The sequence below is a fragment of the Vannielia sp. SX4 genome, from assembly GCF_052828525.1.
The window spans coordinates 646018-660501 of the sequence record NZ_CM128247.1; the positions used below are offsets into that span (position 1 = coordinate 646018).

At 66.9% G+C, this 14484-nt stretch carries 19 protein-coding genes; 7 read left to right on the forward strand and 12 right to left on the reverse strand.

The window, feature by feature from the left end:
• Positions 1-26 precede the first annotated feature (26 nt).
• From ACUXVX_RS03250 to ACUXVX_RS03280, 7 genes are all read left to right on the forward strand, one after another.
• Positions 27-521 carry a TRAP transporter small permease gene (locus tag ACUXVX_RS03250; protein WP_446310344.1) on the forward strand — a complete coding sequence of 165 codons (495 nt, stop codon included), beginning with the start codon at positions 27-29 and terminating at the stop codon, positions 519-521.
• Between the two features lie 566 nt (positions 522-1087).
• Complete coding sequence (gene nirK, locus ACUXVX_RS03255) at positions 1088-2236, forward strand: copper-containing nitrite reductase (RefSeq protein WP_446310345.1); 1149 nt, start codon at positions 1088-1090, stop codon at positions 2234-2236.
• A gap of 76 nt (positions 2237-2312) precedes the next feature.
• Positions 2313-3113, forward strand: coding sequence for a formylglycine-generating enzyme family protein (locus ACUXVX_RS03260; RefSeq protein WP_446310346.1), 801 nt, complete (start codon positions 2313-2315; stop codon positions 3111-3113).
• A 112-nt stretch (positions 3114-3225) separates the two neighbouring features.
• Positions 3226-3855, forward strand: coding sequence for a Crp/Fnr family transcriptional regulator (locus tag ACUXVX_RS03265; RefSeq protein WP_446310347.1), 630 nt, complete (start codon positions 3226-3228; stop codon positions 3853-3855).
• Between the two features lie 31 nt (positions 3856-3886).
• Entirely contained in the window at positions 3887-4180 is a 294-nt protein-coding gene (locus ACUXVX_RS03270) for a DUF2478 domain-containing protein (protein WP_446310348.1), read from the forward strand.
• Entirely contained in the window at positions 4111-4287 is a 177-nt protein-coding gene (locus ACUXVX_RS03275; RefSeq protein WP_446311501.1) for a DUF2478 domain-containing protein, read from the forward strand. Before ACUXVX_RS03270 ends, ACUXVX_RS03275 begins: the two co-directional genes overlap by 70 nt.
• Positions 4205-4393: a DUF2478 domain-containing protein gene (locus ACUXVX_RS03280; protein WP_446310349.1), complete on the forward strand. Its 189-nt coding sequence runs from the start codon at positions 4205-4207 to the stop codon at positions 4391-4393. The genes ACUXVX_RS03275 and ACUXVX_RS03280 overlap by 83 nt, the downstream gene beginning before the upstream one ends.
• 16 nt (positions 4394-4409) lie before the next feature.
• Here the strand turns inward: ACUXVX_RS03280 and ACUXVX_RS03285 are convergent, their stop codons facing one another.
• From ACUXVX_RS03285 to ACUXVX_RS03340, 12 genes are all read right to left on the reverse strand, one after another.
• Entirely contained in the window at positions 4410-4682 is a 273-nt protein-coding gene (locus tag ACUXVX_RS03285; RefSeq protein ID WP_446310350.1) for a hypothetical protein, read from the reverse strand.
• Between the two features lie 21 nt (positions 4683-4703).
• Positions 4704-5399, reverse strand: a complete 696-nt coding sequence (locus ACUXVX_RS03290; RefSeq protein WP_446310351.1) for a NapC/NirT family cytochrome c — start codon at positions 5397-5399, stop codon at positions 4704-4706.
• Positions 5400-5419: 20 nt separating this feature from the next.
• Positions 5420-5860, reverse strand: coding sequence for a nitrate reductase cytochrome c-type subunit (locus ACUXVX_RS03295; RefSeq protein ID WP_446310352.1), 441 nt, complete (start codon positions 5858-5860; stop codon positions 5420-5422).
• Positions 5861-5932: 72 nt separating this feature from the next.
• Positions 5933-8425 carry a nitrate reductase catalytic subunit NapA gene (napA, locus tag ACUXVX_RS03300; RefSeq protein ID WP_446310353.1) on the reverse strand — a complete coding sequence of 831 codons (2493 nt, stop codon included), beginning with the start codon at positions 8423-8425 and terminating at the stop codon, positions 5933-5935.
• Positions 8422-8697, reverse strand: coding sequence for a chaperone NapD (locus ACUXVX_RS03305; protein ID WP_446310354.1), 276 nt, complete (start codon positions 8695-8697; stop codon positions 8422-8424). Before ACUXVX_RS03305 ends, napA begins: the two co-directional genes overlap by 4 nt.
• On the reverse strand, positions 8694-9203 hold the full coding sequence (gene napF, locus ACUXVX_RS03310) for a ferredoxin-type protein NapF (protein WP_446310355.1): 510 nt from the start codon (positions 9201-9203) through the stop codon (positions 8694-8696). The genes ACUXVX_RS03305 and napF overlap by 4 nt, the downstream gene beginning before the upstream one ends.
• Before the next feature lie 163 nt (positions 9204-9366).
• A complete protein-coding gene (locus tag ACUXVX_RS03315) occupies positions 9367-10059 on the reverse strand; it encodes an NnrU family protein (protein ID WP_446310356.1) in 693 nt (230 codons plus the stop codon).
• Entirely contained in the window at positions 10056-10274 is a 219-nt protein-coding gene (locus tag ACUXVX_RS03320) for an NnrT protein (protein WP_446310357.1), read from the reverse strand. The genes ACUXVX_RS03315 and ACUXVX_RS03320 overlap by 4 nt, the downstream gene beginning before the upstream one ends.
• The gene (locus ACUXVX_RS03325; protein WP_446310358.1) at positions 10271-10444 is read right to left on the reverse strand and encodes a hypothetical protein; all 174 of its coding nucleotides are present in this window, start codon (positions 10442-10444) and stop codon (positions 10271-10273) included. The genes ACUXVX_RS03320 and ACUXVX_RS03325 overlap by 4 nt, the downstream gene beginning before the upstream one ends.
• 1 nt (position 10445) lies before the next feature.
• Positions 10446-12323, reverse strand: a complete 1878-nt coding sequence (locus ACUXVX_RS03330) for a VWA domain-containing protein (RefSeq protein ID WP_446310359.1) — start codon at positions 12321-12323, stop codon at positions 10446-10448.
• 5 nt (positions 12324-12328) lie between these two features.
• Entirely contained in the window at positions 12329-13123 is a 795-nt protein-coding gene (locus ACUXVX_RS03335; protein WP_446310360.1) for an AAA family ATPase, read from the reverse strand.
• Positions 13124-13126: 3 nt separating this feature from the next.
• Positions 13127-14482, reverse strand: a complete 1356-nt coding sequence (locus ACUXVX_RS03340) for a cbb3-type cytochrome c oxidase subunit I (RefSeq protein ID WP_446310361.1) — start codon at positions 14480-14482, stop codon at positions 13127-13129.
• Positions 14483-14484: the final 2 nt, after the last annotated feature.

Here is a 14484-nt window from a genome sequence, read left to right on the forward strand (position 1 = left end):
TCCCCGCCCCGCCCCGGAGCAAGCGCATGACCCATCTCGACACTCTTCTCGGCCACGTCAGCAAGGCCTACCTGCGGATTTCGCAGGGGCTCCTTCTGGCGCTGGTGGTCGGAATTCTCGCCGAGGTGGTGCTGCGCTACCTTCTGGGGCGGGGCATTTTGGGATCGGCGGAGCTGACCCGGCTGGTCATCACCTGGATCGTGTTCCTGATGGCCTTCGTGCTTTACCGGAGCCGCCGCCATATCGTGGTGACGGCCCTTGTCGACATGCTCGACCCGCGTGCCCGCGCGTTTTGTGAGCGCATCACCGATGTCTCGGTGGTGCTGTTGTCGTGCTACGTGATGCTCCAGCTCTGGCACGTCTGGGAGTTTCTCGGCCTCAGAACGCCGGTGTTCGAGATCCCCGATACCGCCTTCAAGATCGCTCCGGTCTTCTGCTTTGTCCCGATGGGCCTGCAGGCCTTGGTCAACGTCTTGGTTGGAAATTCCAGCGCAGAACCCGAGGGCAGCGAAGGCGTGTAGCCGGGTCCGCAAGTCTGATCACGAGGTGCCGGGAGCTCGTGGATTGCACCCATGTCATCGCTGCGGCTAGGTCGATCAGAGGCAGATTTGCGTCGCCCATACCTGCCGGCGCCGAGATGCATCCGGATGGTTTAGTAGTGGATCTCCTAGGACTTCGAAGGGATCCACCGATCAGCGGCCCTCCAGCCTTTCCTCCTCGGCGTGTGCACTCGTTCACGATCCACCATCCATTCGGGCGCGGGATACGCGCCGAACACTGCTCCCTCAGAATGATTTTCCAGTCGGTGGCAGCATACGGGCACAGGTATTTGCCGTCACCAAACAGCATGCGGATGGCGATGCTCGATGCCACGCCAGAGCACCGGAGAATGCCACCAGAGGGGTGATTCACCCGCGGTTGCCCACTCCTCTTGGCCACACCACGCGACACTGCACCACTCCCTATACTTCGGGGCGCAGCAGGCCAGAGCGCAACTGTCCGGAAGTTTGCGTTCCAGCAACGTTTGGCGCCGCCGGTTCTCATAGACTCCGGAGCGACAGCAATCCGTTGCAGAAGGAGAACCGAGATGCTGACGAGACGTGCCGCGCTGATGGGGGCCGCCGTGCTGGCGTCCATCCCCATGCTGACCAGCCGCGCCAAGGCCGAGGAGATTATGGATACCTCCATGGCCGCCCCGGTCGATCTGTCGAACCTGCAGCGCATCAAGCGCAAGCTGGTCCGCCCGCCCTTCGTGCACGAGCACGATCAGGAGGCCCCCGGCGAGCCGCGCATCGTGGAGTTCGAGATGCAGATCGTCGAGAAGGAGGTCGAGGTCGACAGCGGCGCCTACCTCCAGGCGATGACCTTCAATGGCTCCATCCCCGGCCCGCTGATGGTGGTGCACGAGGGCGATTACGTGGAGTTGACGCTCTATAACTCGCCCGAGAACCTGATGCAGCACAACATCGACTTCCACTCGGCCACGGGGGCCCTGGGCGGCGGCTCGCTGACCCTGATTAACCCCGGCGAAAAGACCGTGCTCCGCTGGAAGGCCACCCGCCCCGGCACTTTCGTCTACCACTGCGCCCCGGGCGGCCCGATGATCCCCTGGCACGTGGTCAGCGGCATGTCGGGCGCCATCATGGTGCTGCCGCGCGACGGGCTGAAGGACCACGAGGGCAAGCCGGTCCGCTACGACCGCGTGTTCTACATCGGCGAGAACGACTTCTACATCCCGAAGGACGAGAACGGCGACTATATGCGCTTTGCCGACGTGGGCGAGAGCTATCCCGACACGCTCGAGGTGATGAACGGGCTGATCCCGACCCATGTGGTGTTCAACGGCAAGGTCGGCGCGCTGACCGGCGACAATGCGCTGCACGCCGCGCAGGGCGAAAAGGTGCTCTTCGTCCACAGCCAGGCCAACCGCGACAGCCGCCCGCACCTGATCGGCGGCCACGGCGACCTGGTCTGGGAGACCGGCAAGTTCAACAACCCGCCGGAACGCGACCTTGAAACCTGGTTCATCCGCGGCGGCTCTGCCGGGGCGGCGCTCTACGAGTTCCTCCAGCCCGGCGTCTACGCCTACGTGAACCACAACCTCATCGAGGCGGTGAACCTCGGTGCCACCGCGCACGTGGTGGTGGAGGGCGACTGGAACAACGACCTGATGGAGCAGGTCCAAGCCCCGGTCGAATACAACGCCGCCTACGAAGGCAAGACCGCACTTCCGTAAGGCGGCCGGCCCACCAGGGAGGTGGCGGGGTGGCCGGGCAATCCGGCCACCCTCTCGGCATCGAAGGACACCGATCATGCGAAAGAAAGCCATCCTCGCAGGCTGCGTCGTGGCCGCAGGCATCGCTGCGCTGGCAGCCGTGGCGCCGCGCCCGCACACCCGCTCCAATATGGCCCTGCCCGAGACCGTAAGGGTCGCACCCGGCCAGATCGCCTTTCGCCCCCTCGGCAACTTCAGCCGCGACGGCAAGGCTAGCACGCCGGGCATCCGCCAGCTCGAGGTCGGAGCGTTCGAGATCATGAAATACCAGGTCTCGCGGGCCGAATACCTTGCCTGCGTGGCCGACGGCGCCTGCGAAGACGTGGGCACGGGCGAGGGTGGCTACGCCCAGACCATGGTGAACTGGTCCGATGCAACGGCCTATGCCGCCTGGCTCTCCCGACAGACCGGCGAAATCTGGCGCCTGCCCAGCGAGCCGGAGTGGCAACGCGCCGCCGCCGAGCGCCAGGGCGATGCCGCACCCGACGAGGGCGAGCTCGACCCGGGCGCGCGGATGCTCTCGCAATACCAGCGTGGCGTGCTTCTGCGCGGCAGCTCCAGCCCGGCGCTGCGGCCCCGCGGCGGCTTCGGCCTGAACAGCCTCGGCCTGGCCGACCTCGGCGGCAATGTCTGGGAGTGGACAGATGGCTGCATGACCACGGGCCGGCTTGCCGCCGACGGTAGCATCGAGACTTCCGAGCCCTACTGCGGCGTCCGTATCGCCGGAGGGCGGCACCGGGCGGCGGTGATCGACTTCGTCCGCGATGCCAGCGTCGGCGGCTGCGCCGTGGGCCTTCCGCCCGATCACCTGGGCTTTCGCCTGGTGCGCGAGGGCTGAGGCCCCGGCGCAGTCACACACCTGAACCTCTTCGGAACACAGAGCCATGAACCACGAACATGAAGAGGCGGCCCGGCGCTGCCTGCTACTGAGAGATTGCCCGCGCCCCCTAGTGAACAAGGTAATCGCCTCCGGCTCGACCCGTCAGCTTGTGCGCGGCGCGCGCATCTTCACGCGCGACAGCCCGGCCGATGACCTCTTCATCGTGCTCACCGGATGGGTCAAGCTCTACCGGGTGACCGCAGGCGGGGGCGAGGCGGTCATCGATGTCATCGGCCCGGGGCGCAGTATCGGCAATTCCGCGGCGCTCGAGGCCGAGAGATACCTTGCCCACGCCGAGGCGGTCACCCCCTGCGCTTTGCTGAAGATCCCGGCCGACGCGTTGCTCGCCCTCGTCGACAGCTGCCCGGAGGCCCGCGCCGCGCTGAGAGCAAACACCCTAAGCCAGGTGCAGGCGCTGGTCGGCCAGGTCGAAGCACTCAAGATGCGCTCGGGTGCGCAGCGGGCGGCGCAGTTCATCCTCTCGCTGGTTCCCGAGGGCAGCCAGGGGTCCCGCACGGTGCGCCTGCCTTATGACAAGGCGCTCATCGCCGGGCAGGTTGGCCTTTCGCCGGAAAGCCTCTCGCGCGCATTCCGGCGCCTGCGAGAGCAGGGCGTCAGGGTGCAGCGGCGCGACGTGCTGGTTAACGATCTGGGCGCCCTGGCTGCCTATGCGGAGGTCCGGGAGCTGGAATGCGCGTGATCTCGCGTGCACCGCGGATCGGGCGGGCGGCATGAGGCTGGGTTACATCCTGTCGGAAACCCGTGGCGAAGCAGACGGGCTGCTGGCGGACCTCGCCGCGCGGCTCCGGGCCGAGGGCCGAGTGGTTGCCGGGGTGGTGCAGACCCGCGCGCCTTCACTCGAAGCTCACCCCTGCGACATGGAGCTTTCGGTCCTGCCAGACGGGCCCGGCATCGAGATATCGCAACGGCTCGGGGCGGCGCGCGCGGATGCCGGCTGGACCCGTCCTCGCTGGAGCAGGCCGCCGCAGCGGTGGCGGCCCGGCTGGGTGCAGGGGCCGACGTGATGATCCTCAACAAGTTCGGCGTGCATGAGGCCTCGGGCTGGGGCTTTTTGCCCGGTGCTGGCCCTGGCGATGGAGCAGGGCATCCCGGCGCTCGCGGCGGTGAGTGAGCGCAACCTAGAGAACTTCCTCGAGTTCGCGGGCGGGCTGGAAACCCGGCTCAAGGCGGAGGCCCGCGCCGTTCACGCCTGGATCGCGGCCGCAATGCTGGGGTGAGCCGGGGCCTGTCCGGTCAGACGGTGGCGCCCTTGTGCCGGATCGCGCAGCCCACGAGGCCCGCGATGAGGCCGACAGTGATGGAGACCGCGTATTCGGTCAGGGTGATCGGCACATGCGTGGAATGCGATCCGCCCAGAACCAGGGGCGAAAGTAGCCCGGTGATGCCCCCCAGCCCGGCCGCGACGAACCAGTTGCGCGTCATCATCCCGAAGGCGGTGCCGAGGATGCCGGGCAGCCCGAGAATGCTGCCACCGATGGTGCCGAGAAGATCGAGAAGGCTGAGCATGGTGGGTCTCCGTTCCAGCGGTCAGTCGGTGGCCGTGCCGAGGTAGCTGCGGATCTGCGCCAGGTCCTCACCGGTGCCACGACGCACCTCGCCGGCCAGTTCCTGCACCACGTGCTCGTATTCTTCCAAGTAGCCCGGCGGCAGGTCATGGGCGATGCCCTGGTGGCAGTCGATGCAGGTCATGCCCTCGTCGATGGCGCGCTGGTGGTTGTCGGCGGCGCGGGTCTCCTGGATGGTGAAATCCATGTATTCGAAGGCATGGCAGTTGCGGCACTCTCGGCTGTCACTGGCCTTCATCTTCTTCCAGACGGCCGCCGCCATCTCGAGCCTGCGCTCCTCGTATTTTTCCGGTGTCGAGATCGTGCCCAGAACCTCGTGATACACGTCCTTCACGGCCATGATCTTGGCCTTCATCTTGTATTGCCACTCGTGCGGCACGTGGCAATCCGAGCAGATCGCCCGCACGCCGGAGTGATTGTTGTAGTGGATAGTCTGGCGATACTCGCCGAGGTTGGTCTCCATTGTATGGCAGGAGGTGCAGAACTCCTCGGTGTTGGTCAGCTCCAAAGACCAGTGAAAGCCGCCCCAGAACAGGATGCCGCCGATGAAGCCCGCGATCAGCAGGAAACCGGTGCTGAGCACGCCCGAGGGGCTCCAGAACCAGGTCCAGAGACGGCGCAGGGGGCCTCGGCGAGGGGTGTTCTCGTTGTCGGACATGTCGTGCCTCCCGTTCCAGTTCACTGCGACGCGCTGGCTTCGAAGGTGTTGCCTACTAGGGCAGGCGCGTCGGCCTGCGACACGTGGCACTGGTTGCAGAACCACCGCGTGCCCGCCACCGTGTCGAGCTGGGTGCCGTCCCGGTCGAGGTAGTGAGTCATCGACAGCGTCGGCGCGCCGCGCTCACCGGCCGTGCTCCAGTCATGGCAGGCGAGGCACTGATTGGTGCGCAGGTCGATCTGGTATTGATCCATCGAATGCGGGATCACGGGCGGCTGCTGGCGATAGTTCCGCACCTCCCGCCCCTCCTGCTGCCGGTAGAGTTCTGGCGCCGGCAGCTCGGTTTCCACATCCGCACCACGCAGCGATTTCACCGCGCCGGTGGATTGGGCGAGCACAAGCCCCGAGACCATCAGGGTCGAGGCGAGCGCGGCAATCCCCGCAATGGCTTTCAATTTCATAGTCACTCTCCCTCGTGGCGGATCAGGCCGAACTGGCGGTTGAGGCCGTCGCGTCTGCGTCCCGGTGCTGCATCACGCCCGCTCTACCTTGCAGGCACATTTCTTGAAGTCGGTCTCCTTGGAGAGCGGGCAGGTGGCGTCGAGCGTCAGCTTGTTGATCAGCTGCCCCTCGTCGAACCACGGCACAAAGACGAGGCCACGCGGCGGCTTGTTGCGGCCCCGGGTCTCGACGCGGCTGAGCATCCTGCCGCGCCGCGTGGAGATCTCGATCTCCTGCCCGCGCCTGAGCCCCCGCGCCTCGGCATCCTCGGGGTGCATGAAGACAACCGCGTTGGGGAAGGCCCGGTGCAGCTCGGGCACCCGGCGGGTCATCGAGCCCGAGTGCCAGTGCTCCAGCACGCGGCCGGTGGAAAGCCAGAGATCGAACTCGTCATCCGGCTCCTCGGCAGCCGGTTCATAGGGCGAGAAGATGATCTTCGCCTTGCCATCCTTGTGGCCGTAGAAGGCCACCTCGGAGCCTTCCGGCACGTAGGAGTCGTAGCCCTCGCGGAAGCGGTAGAGCGTTTCCTGCCCGTCGACCACGGGCCAGCGCAGCCCGCGCGCCTGGTGATAGACGTCGAACGGCGCAAGGTCGTGCCCATGGCCGCGTCCGAAGCTGGCGTATTCCTCGAACAGCCCCTTCTGCACGTAAAACCCGAAGTGCTCGGCCTCCACGTTGTCGAAGCCGTTCGCCGTCTCCTCCAGCGGAAACCTGTTCACGTTGCCGTTCTCGTAGAGCACCTCGTAGAGCGTCTTGCCGGCCAGCTCGGGCATGGTGGCCACCAGATCCTCGCCCCAGGCCTCCTCCACGGTGAACCGCTTGGCAAACTCCATCAGCTGCCAGAGGTCGCTCTTAGCCTCACCCGGTGCCATCACCTGCTGACGCCAGAACTGGGTGCGGCGTTCGGCATTGCCGTAGGCTCCCTCCTTTTCCACCCACATGGCGGTGGGCAGGATCAGGTCGGCGCTCATCGCGGTGACCGTCGGGTAGGGGTCGGAAACGGTGATGAAGTTCTCGGAGTTGCGGTAGCCCGGATAGCCTTCCTCGTTGATGTTGGCCGCCGCCTGCATGTTGTTGTTGCACTGCACCCAGTAGGCATTGAGCGTGCCGTCCTTCAGCGCCCGGTTCTGGGCCACCGCATGCAGGCCCGGCTTGGGCGGGATGGTGCCGGTCGGAATCTTCCAGGTTGCCTCGCAGATCGCGCGGTGTTCGTCGTTCGTCACCACCATGTCGGCAGGCAGCCGGTGAGCGAAGGTGCCCACCTCGCGCGCCGTGCCGCAGGCCGAGGGCTGGCCGGTGAGCGAGAACGGCGAGTTGCCCGGCTCCGAGATCTTTCCGGTCAGAAGATGGATGTTGTATACCGAGCCATTGGCCCAGCTGCCCCGCGTGTGCTGGTTGAAGCCCATAGTCCAGAGGCTCATCACCTTGCGGTTCGGATCGGCATATTGCTGCGCCAGCTTCTCGAGCTGGTGCACCGGCACGCCGGACAGCTCCGAGACATACTCGGCGGTATATGGCGCCACCGCCTTGGCGTATTCGTCGAAGTCGATTGGTGTCAGCTCGCCCGAGTTGGGGTTTTCCGCCTCCTCCTGACGCGGGTCGGTGTCGCGCAGGCCATACCCGATGTCTGTGGCGGTCTTGGTGATGTTGACGTGCTTCTCGAGGAAGTCCCAGTTCACCGCATCGTTCTGGATGATGTAGTTGGCGATGTAGTTCAGAATCGCGAGGTCGGTCTGCGGGGCAAAGACCATGCCGTTGTCGGCCAGTTCGAAGGAACGGTGCTCAAAGGTCGAGAGCACATGCACCTCGGCGCCGGGCTTGGTCAGACGCGTGTCGGTGAGGCGCGACCACAGGATCGGGTGCATCTCGGCCATGTTGGAGCCCCAGAGCACGAAGGTATCCGCGTGCTCGAAGTCGTCATAGCAGCCCATCGGTTCGTCGATGCCGAAGGCGCGCATGAAGCCCACCACGGCGCTGGCCATGCAGTGCCGCGCATTGGGGTCGATGTTGTTGGTGCGGAAGCCCGCTTTCATCAGCTTGGCGGCGGCGTATCCCTCCCAAACAGTCCACTGGCCCGAGCCGAACATGCCCACGGAGGTCGGCCCCTTGGAGGCCAGCGCTTCCTTCCACTTCTGCGCCATCACGTCGAAGGCCTCGTCCCAACTCACCGGCTCGAACTCGCCGTTCTTGTCGTAGACCCCGTTCGACTTGCGCAGCAGCGGCGTGGTCAGACGGTCGGCGCCATACATGATCTTCGACAGGAAATAGCCCTTGATGCAGTTCAGCCCTCGGTTCACCGGGGCCTCCGGGTCACCCTGGGTGGCCACCACGCGGCCCTCCTTGGTGCCCACCAGCACGGAACAGCCGGTGCCGCAGAACCGGCAGGGGGCCTTGTCCCAGCGAATGTCTGCATTGCCCGGCGTCTGGGCGAGGGCCTCGCCCGGCAGGGAGAGCCCGGCGGCGGCGGCGGTGCTGGCCGCGGCGGTGGCCTTGAGAAAGCTGCGGCGGGATTCCGAGAGGGTCATGCGTCAGGTCTCCGGCTGGGAAAGGGGGCGGCGCAGGGCGCGGGGTCTTCGAAATGGTGGTAGTTGAGCGTTAGCGAGATCACGCCCGGGATCTGGTGCAGGCCCATGATGGTGTCCGAGGCAAAGGCCGCGTCGGTGTCTTCGACCACAACCACGAGGCGGCCGTCGTCGGTCTGGGCGTGCACCTCCACGCCCGGCGTCGCCTCCATCGCCGCGCGGGCCTCCGTCACCACGTCTCGCGCGACGTGCACAAGGCATCCACAGATGTTCATGCGCGTTTCTCCTCCGCTGCGAGCCTCGGCATCTCGAATGCGATCGCGCCCGCCGGGCAAGTCGATGCACATTCGCCGCAGCCGGTGCATTGATTCTGGTCCAGGACGGGTGCCGACCGGCCCCCGGTCATCAGCCGGAACCGGATGGCGCGCGGTTCGCAGGCGTCCTCGCAGCTGCGGCAGAAAACGCCGTTGAGGGCGAAGCAGTTGGTGACGATCGTCGCCCGCCACGGCCAGTCCTCCGGCGCGGCGGGCTTCAGCGCGCCCGCCTCGCAGGCCTCGGTGCAGGCGTTGCAGAAGGTGCAGGCGCCGTAGCTGAAATCCACCACCGGCTCGCCCGAAGGGTGCCTCACGATGATCGCCTCGGGGCAGGCGCGGGCACAGTCGCCGCAATGGGTGCAAAGGCTCGCAAACCCCGCCTGCGCGCCCGGCGGTCGCATCCTTGGCGGCTTCGGCTCCGAGAGCCGCCCGCGCAGGAAGTTGCGTCTGCTGTGCTCGGTTGTCATAGACGACCTGGCCTTTGCGCTCGCTGCCGGACCGAAACCGGCGCGCGAATTGACGTGGCTTCACTCTGCCACAACGAGTGGATTCGGGAAAGTCTGCCCTGTTCGCATGCAACCTAGGGGAATTGCCCGGCTCGCTCCTTGATCTTCGTCAAGAGAGCGCGCTTCAGAGCGGCAGGGGCGAGGCACCGCTGACCGGGGCGTGCAGGAGCAGGAGCCCGGCCCAGAGCACGAGACCGAGTGCGGTGCGAAGAGCAAGGCGTCGGCCGTTGGCCCGGAGCCAAGCCGCATCCCCCAGGGGCCGGAGCGAAAGCACCGCCGTGCTGGCGAAGAATCCCGGCGCCACGTCTCCCAGCACGCGGCGGGCCTTAGCGTCGAAGGCCGGGATCGCCGCGAGGGCCATAAGGAGGAAACTGCCGAAGAGCACCACCATCGCCGCGTCGCCATTGGGCACCAGATGCGCGGCGGACCAGAGCGCAAGGGCCAAGAATAGCGGGTGGCGGGAGATCGCGGCAAATTCGGGCGCCACAGGGTCGAGCGCCACCCCGCGCCGTCCGCCGAGGGTGAAGGGCTGGGCCATGCCGATGCCGCATGTGGCGAGGATCACCGCGAGCGGCATGGCGATGTTGGGCACCCAGCGGGCCCACGGCATCTGTGGCCAGAGCTCCACGTAGGGCGCGCGGATCGCGGCGGAGATGAGCCACGCCAGCAGGGCAAGGGAGAGTAGCCCGTAGAGGCTGAAATACAACCGCCGCCCCAGCGCCCCGATCAGCCGCTCCCGCAGCCCGCCGAGGCGCGGAAGGAAATGGCTGGCGACGAAGAGCCCCAACGCCAGCCCGTATTCCGCCCACCCCGTCACTCGCCCTCCGCCTGTTTCATCAGCCGCACGATATGGCAGGCGAAGGCCCATGTCGCGGGCAGGCCGATCACCAGCCCCCCGGCGGCCGATTGCCAGGGCGTCAGCACCGGCCAGCCCAGCCAGGAGCCGATCAGCGAGGCAAAGAACAGGTTCACCCCCATTGCCCCCGCTGCGAAGGGATAGAGGCCCGCCAGCAGTTTCCAGCCCGGCCTCATCGCCGGCTCACAAGCCACTGGACCGCTACCAGCGAAAGCACCAGCGCCACCGATCCGACGAAGAACCAGAACTCCGCCGTCTCGGTCTGCGGCTGCGGAATCGGGCGCTCGAAGGGGGCCGCCAGCAGCGGCGCGGGGACGAGTGCGGCGAGGGTGAGGATACGTGTCATGTCAGCTCTCCATGGTCAGGGTCTGGTAGATATCGGGCAGGGCGCGGGGCAGACGCTCAGGGTGCGGCAGCAGGGTGAAACCGCCGCGTCCGAAGATGTGGGCAAACCAGTCCTGCCCGTCCTCGTCGACGATGACGCCATGCACCGATTGCCCCAGCGCCCGGGCCTCGCGCACAGCCATGCGACTGTCTTCGATACCGTGCTGGCCCTCGTAATGGTCGAGGTCGTTGGGCTTGCCGTCGGTGAGCACCAGCAGCAACCGGCGCGCGGCGCCCTCCTCGGCAAGCTGCGCCGAGACATGCCGGATCGCGGCGCCGAGCCGGGTGTAGTGGCCGGGCCGGAGCCCGCCGATCCGCGCCGTGACCGCGCCGCTCACCGGCTCGTCAAAGCGCTTGGCGCGGTGCAGGAACACCCGGTCGCGCCGGAGCGAGGAGAAGCCCCAGATCCCCAGCCGGTCGCCCGCCGTGTCGATGCCCTCGGCCAGCGCAGAAAGCGCCTGGCGCGCCACCTCGATCACCGAGGTCTCGCCGATGGCGGCCTCGGTGGAGCGCGAGCAGTCCATCAGGATCGCCACCGACAGGTCGCGCGCCACCGCCCTGCCCGCCTGCCACACCCGGTCGCTGCCCTCGTGACCGCTGGTGATATCGGTGCGCGAGGTCACCACCGCGTCGAGGTCGAGGTCGTCGCCGTCGATCTGCCGGGGCAGCACCACCCGGCGGGGATGCAGCGGCGCGAACTGCCGCTTGACCCGCGCCACCAGCCGGGCATCGGGGGCGTAGTCCTGCGCGGGCGCGGCCTCGGCCTCCAGCACGCGGGTATGGTCGGGCATGTAGGTGCCGCTGCGCCGGTTCCACTCCGGGTAGGTAAAGGCGCCCGCCAGCCGCTCGTGGTCGGCGTCCTGCGGCGCGAGGTCGAGCGAGAGCCGCAGCCGCGTGGCGGCGCGCTTAAGGTTCTGGCTTAGCGTCAGGTGGTCCTGATCCTCGGCGGCCTTGGCGGCGTTGTCCTGATCGTCGTCATCGACCATGCGGTTGAGGTTGAGGCTTTCGGCCCAGGAGAGGATCGACTCGAAGCGGTGGACGATGAAACTGTCACGCCGGTTGGCCTGGTCGCGGTCCTCCCGGCGGGCGTCCTTGCGCGCCGCCAGCGCCATCGCTGGGGCGGGCGCGTCGCTGGCCTCGGCGGGGGCCTTACCGCCGCCGGACCGCGGGTGGAGCCGCAGCCAGACTGGCACCGGCGCATAGCTGCGATACCCGCGCGGCGCGGGGCAGGCGAGGCATTCCTCAGCTTGTGCGCGGCCCGAAAGTTGGTCGAGCACCAGTTGCTCCACTCCGGCCTCGCACCGCGGCAAGCCGCTGCGCTGACGGGTCTGCACCACATGGCGGCACAGCGACTCATAGGCTCGTCGCAACCCCGGACAGGCGGCATAGGCACGGTCGGAGGCCGTCGCCAGCGTGGCGATTTCGGCCCGGTCGGCCGCGAGCGGATCGGCCTCCGGCTCGGGCATTTCCACGCAGGCGGCCAACGCGGCGAGCCAGAGGTAACAGGCGCGGTTCAGCGCCCTTGTCGGAAAGCTGTCGATCACCGGCGGCAGGCGCAGACGGTCGCCGTCGAAATCTGCCAGGTGCACCTGCTCGCGCGGCGTGCCGACCCGGCGCAGCCATCCGGTGCGGTGGCTGGAGGCAGCAAGCGGCGCGGCGGCAATTTCCACCCCCGCTCCGCCGCCCAGCGCCCGGAACAGAGCCGCGACAGAGGCCCGCATCTCCTCCAGAGCTACTGCCTCGCCCGCCGCACCCGACGCCGCACCGATCCGCGACGCCATGTCGTGCCAGAGGTTGCCGACGGTCTCTTCCGGCTCCATCAGGTCGAGCAGTTGCATCATGGCGCTCACCCGTAGATCACGGCGGCGAGGTCGCGGAGCGCGGCTTGGGTGTCCGGATCGTCGCTGAGCGGCGCGATTATTGCCGCCTCAAGAGCCCGATCCACCGCCATGCCGCCCGCGATCATCGTGGCGGCATAGATCAGCAGGCGGGTGGAAACCCCCTCCTCCAGGTCCATCCCCGACAGCGCGCGAATCTTGCCGCCGAGCCGCACCAGCGCCGTGGCGCGAGCCTCGTCGAGCCCGCTTTCGCGCATCACCACCGGCACTTCCACCTCAGGCGACGGGAACTCGAAACCGATGGAGACGAAGCGCTGCCGGGTCGAAGGTTTCAGCTTCTTCAGCACGTTCTGGTAGCCGGGGTTGTAGCTGGCCACGAGCATGAAGCTCTTCGGTGCGGCCAGCTCCTCGCCGGTGCGGTCGATCACGAGGCGGCGGCGGTCGTCGGTGAGCGGGTGGAGCACCACGGTCACGTCTTTGCGGGCTTCCACCACCTCGTCGAGGTAGCAGATGCCGCCCTCGCGCACCGCCCGGGTGAGCGGCCCGTCGACCCAGACGGTCTCGCCCCCTTTCAGCAGGTAGCGCCCGATCAGGTCGGCGGCGGAGAGGTCATCATGGCAGGCGACGGTGTGGAGCGGCAGGCCGAGCTTTGCGGCCATGTGCTCCACGAAGCGGGTCTTGCCGCAGCCGGTCGGCCCCTTAAGGAGAAGGGGCAAACCGTTGGCATGGGCCGTTTCGAACAGCGCGCATTCATCGGCGGCGGGCTGGTAGAACGGCAGGTCGGCACTTGTCAGGTCACGCATGGTTCATTCTCCCGGCACGGCCACGTCTTCGATCACGGGGCCCGGCTTCACGATCTCGCGGCGCGCCACGAGCATGGCGTAGATGAAGAGCAGCGCCCCCAGAACCACCGCCACCCCGGAGCCGAAGCGCATGAGGTAGAACAGGCCGAGCTGGTCTTGCACATCCATGTAGTAATCGCCCACGATCCGCTGCATGTGGGTCTGGATGGTGCCGGCGAAGGTGAGGGTGAAGGTCATGAAGCACATGCCCCCGGTCATCAACCAGAAGGAGGCCATGTTGAGCACCTGGTTGTAGGGCGCACGGTTTCGCAGCACTGGCATGGCGTAGGTGAACATGGCGAGGTTCAGGGCCACGTAGGCGCCGTAGAACGACAGGTGCCCGTGGGCGGCGGTGATCTGGGTGCCGTGGGTGTAGAAGTTGACCCCGTGCAGCGTGTGCAAGAAGCCCCAGACCCCGGCGCCGAAGAAGGCGACGGTGGAGGCCCCGAGCGACCAGAGCAGCGCGGCCTTGTTCGGGTGGTTCTTGCGCCCCTTCCAGACCATGATGAAGGCAAAGCTCATCATCGCGAAGAAGGGCACCACCTCGAAGGTCGAGAAGATCGAGCCGACCCATTGCCAGTAGCCCGGTGTGCCGATCCAGTAGAAGTGGTGCCCGGTCCCGAGAATGCCCGAGAACAGTGCTGTGGCGACGATGACGTAGAGCCATTTCTCGATCACCTCGCGGTCCACGCCGGTGAGCTTCAGCATCAGGAAGCCCAGGATCGCGGCCATCACCAACTCCCAGGTCGCCTCGACCCAGAGGTGCACGACGAACCACCAATACATCTTGTCGAGGCTGAGGTTGTCGGGGTTGATGAAGGCGAAAACCCAGAGCAGACACAGAAGCCAGAGGCCCATCATCAGGATGTTGGTGATCGCCGTCTTGCGCCCTGCCAGAAAGGTGAGCGAGACGTTCGCGAGGAAGATCACGGCGGCGACGAGGATGCCGAACTTGACCCAGAGCGGCTGCTCCAGAAACTCCCGCCCGCCGTGGATGCCCACCAGGTAGGAGCCGACAGCGCCGAGCGTGCCGACCACGAGGATCGCCAGTTGGACATAGGCGAGCCTGACCGAGAAGATCTCGCGCTCGCTCTCCTCGGGCACGAGGTAATATGCCGCGCCGAAGAAGCCGAGCAGCAGCCAGACGATGAGCGCGTTGGTGTGGATCATGCGAACGATGTTGAAGGGCAGCACCTCGGACAGCGTGTTGGGCGAGACGTAGATCCAGCCCAGCAGCAGCCCGCCCAGCACCTGAATGCCGAAGAGCGCCATGGCGGCGACAAAGTAGGCGTAGGCCACTTTTTGCGATTGGTATTTCATGA

Coding starts and splice junctions, on each gene's coding strand:
- nirK (WP_446310345.1), top strand. CDS start 1,088: ATGCTGACGAGACGTGCCGCGCTGATGGGGGCCGCCGTGCTGGCGTCC.
- ACUXVX_RS03340 (WP_446310361.1), bottom strand. CDS start 14,482: ATGAAATACCAATCGCAAAAAGTGGCCTACGCCTACTTTGTCGCCGCC.
- ACUXVX_RS03320 (WP_446310357.1), bottom strand. CDS start 10,274: ATGAGGCCGGGCTGGAAACTGCTGGCGGGCCTCTATCCCTTCGCAGCG.
- ACUXVX_RS03270 (WP_446310348.1), top strand. CDS start 3,887: ATGAGGCTGGGTTACATCCTGTCGGAAACCCGTGGCGAAGCAGACGGG.
- ACUXVX_RS03335 (WP_446310360.1), bottom strand. CDS start 13,123: ATGCGTGACCTGACAAGTGCCGACCTGCCGTTCTACCAGCCCGCCGCC.
- ACUXVX_RS03330 (WP_446310359.1), bottom strand. CDS start 12,323: ATGATGCAACTGCTCGACCTGATGGAGCCGGAAGAGACCGTCGGCAAC.
- ACUXVX_RS03305 (WP_446310354.1), bottom strand. CDS start 8,697: ATGAACATCTGTGGATGCCTTGTGCACGTCGCGCGAGACGTGGTGACG.
- ACUXVX_RS03260 (WP_446310346.1), top strand. CDS start 2,313: ATGCGAAAGAAAGCCATCCTCGCAGGCTGCGTCGTGGCCGCAGGCATC.
- ACUXVX_RS03280 (WP_446310349.1), top strand. CDS start 4,205: ATGAGGCCTCGGGCTGGGGCTTTTTGCCCGGTGCTGGCCCTGGCGATG.
- ACUXVX_RS03295 (WP_446310352.1), bottom strand. CDS start 5,860: ATGAAATTGAAAGCCATTGCGGGGATTGCCGCGCTCGCCTCGACCCTG.
- ACUXVX_RS03285 (WP_446310350.1), bottom strand. CDS start 4,682: ATGCTCAGCCTTCTCGATCTTCTCGGCACCATCGGTGGCAGCATTCTC.
- ACUXVX_RS03290 (WP_446310351.1), bottom strand. CDS start 5,399: ATGTCCGACAACGAGAACACCCCTCGCCGAGGCCCCCTGCGCCGTCTC.
- ACUXVX_RS03250 (WP_446310344.1), top strand. CDS start 27: ATGACCCATCTCGACACTCTTCTCGGCCACGTCAGCAAGGCCTACCTG.
- napA (WP_446310353.1), bottom strand. CDS start 8,425: ATGACCCTCTCGGAATCCCGCCGCAGCTTTCTCAAGGCCACCGCCGCG.
- napF (WP_446310355.1), bottom strand. CDS start 9,203: ATGACAACCGAGCACAGCAGACGCAACTTCCTGCGCGGGCGGCTCTCG.
- ACUXVX_RS03325 (WP_446310358.1), bottom strand. CDS start 10,444: ATGACACGTATCCTCACCCTCGCCGCACTCGTCCCCGCGCCGCTGCTG.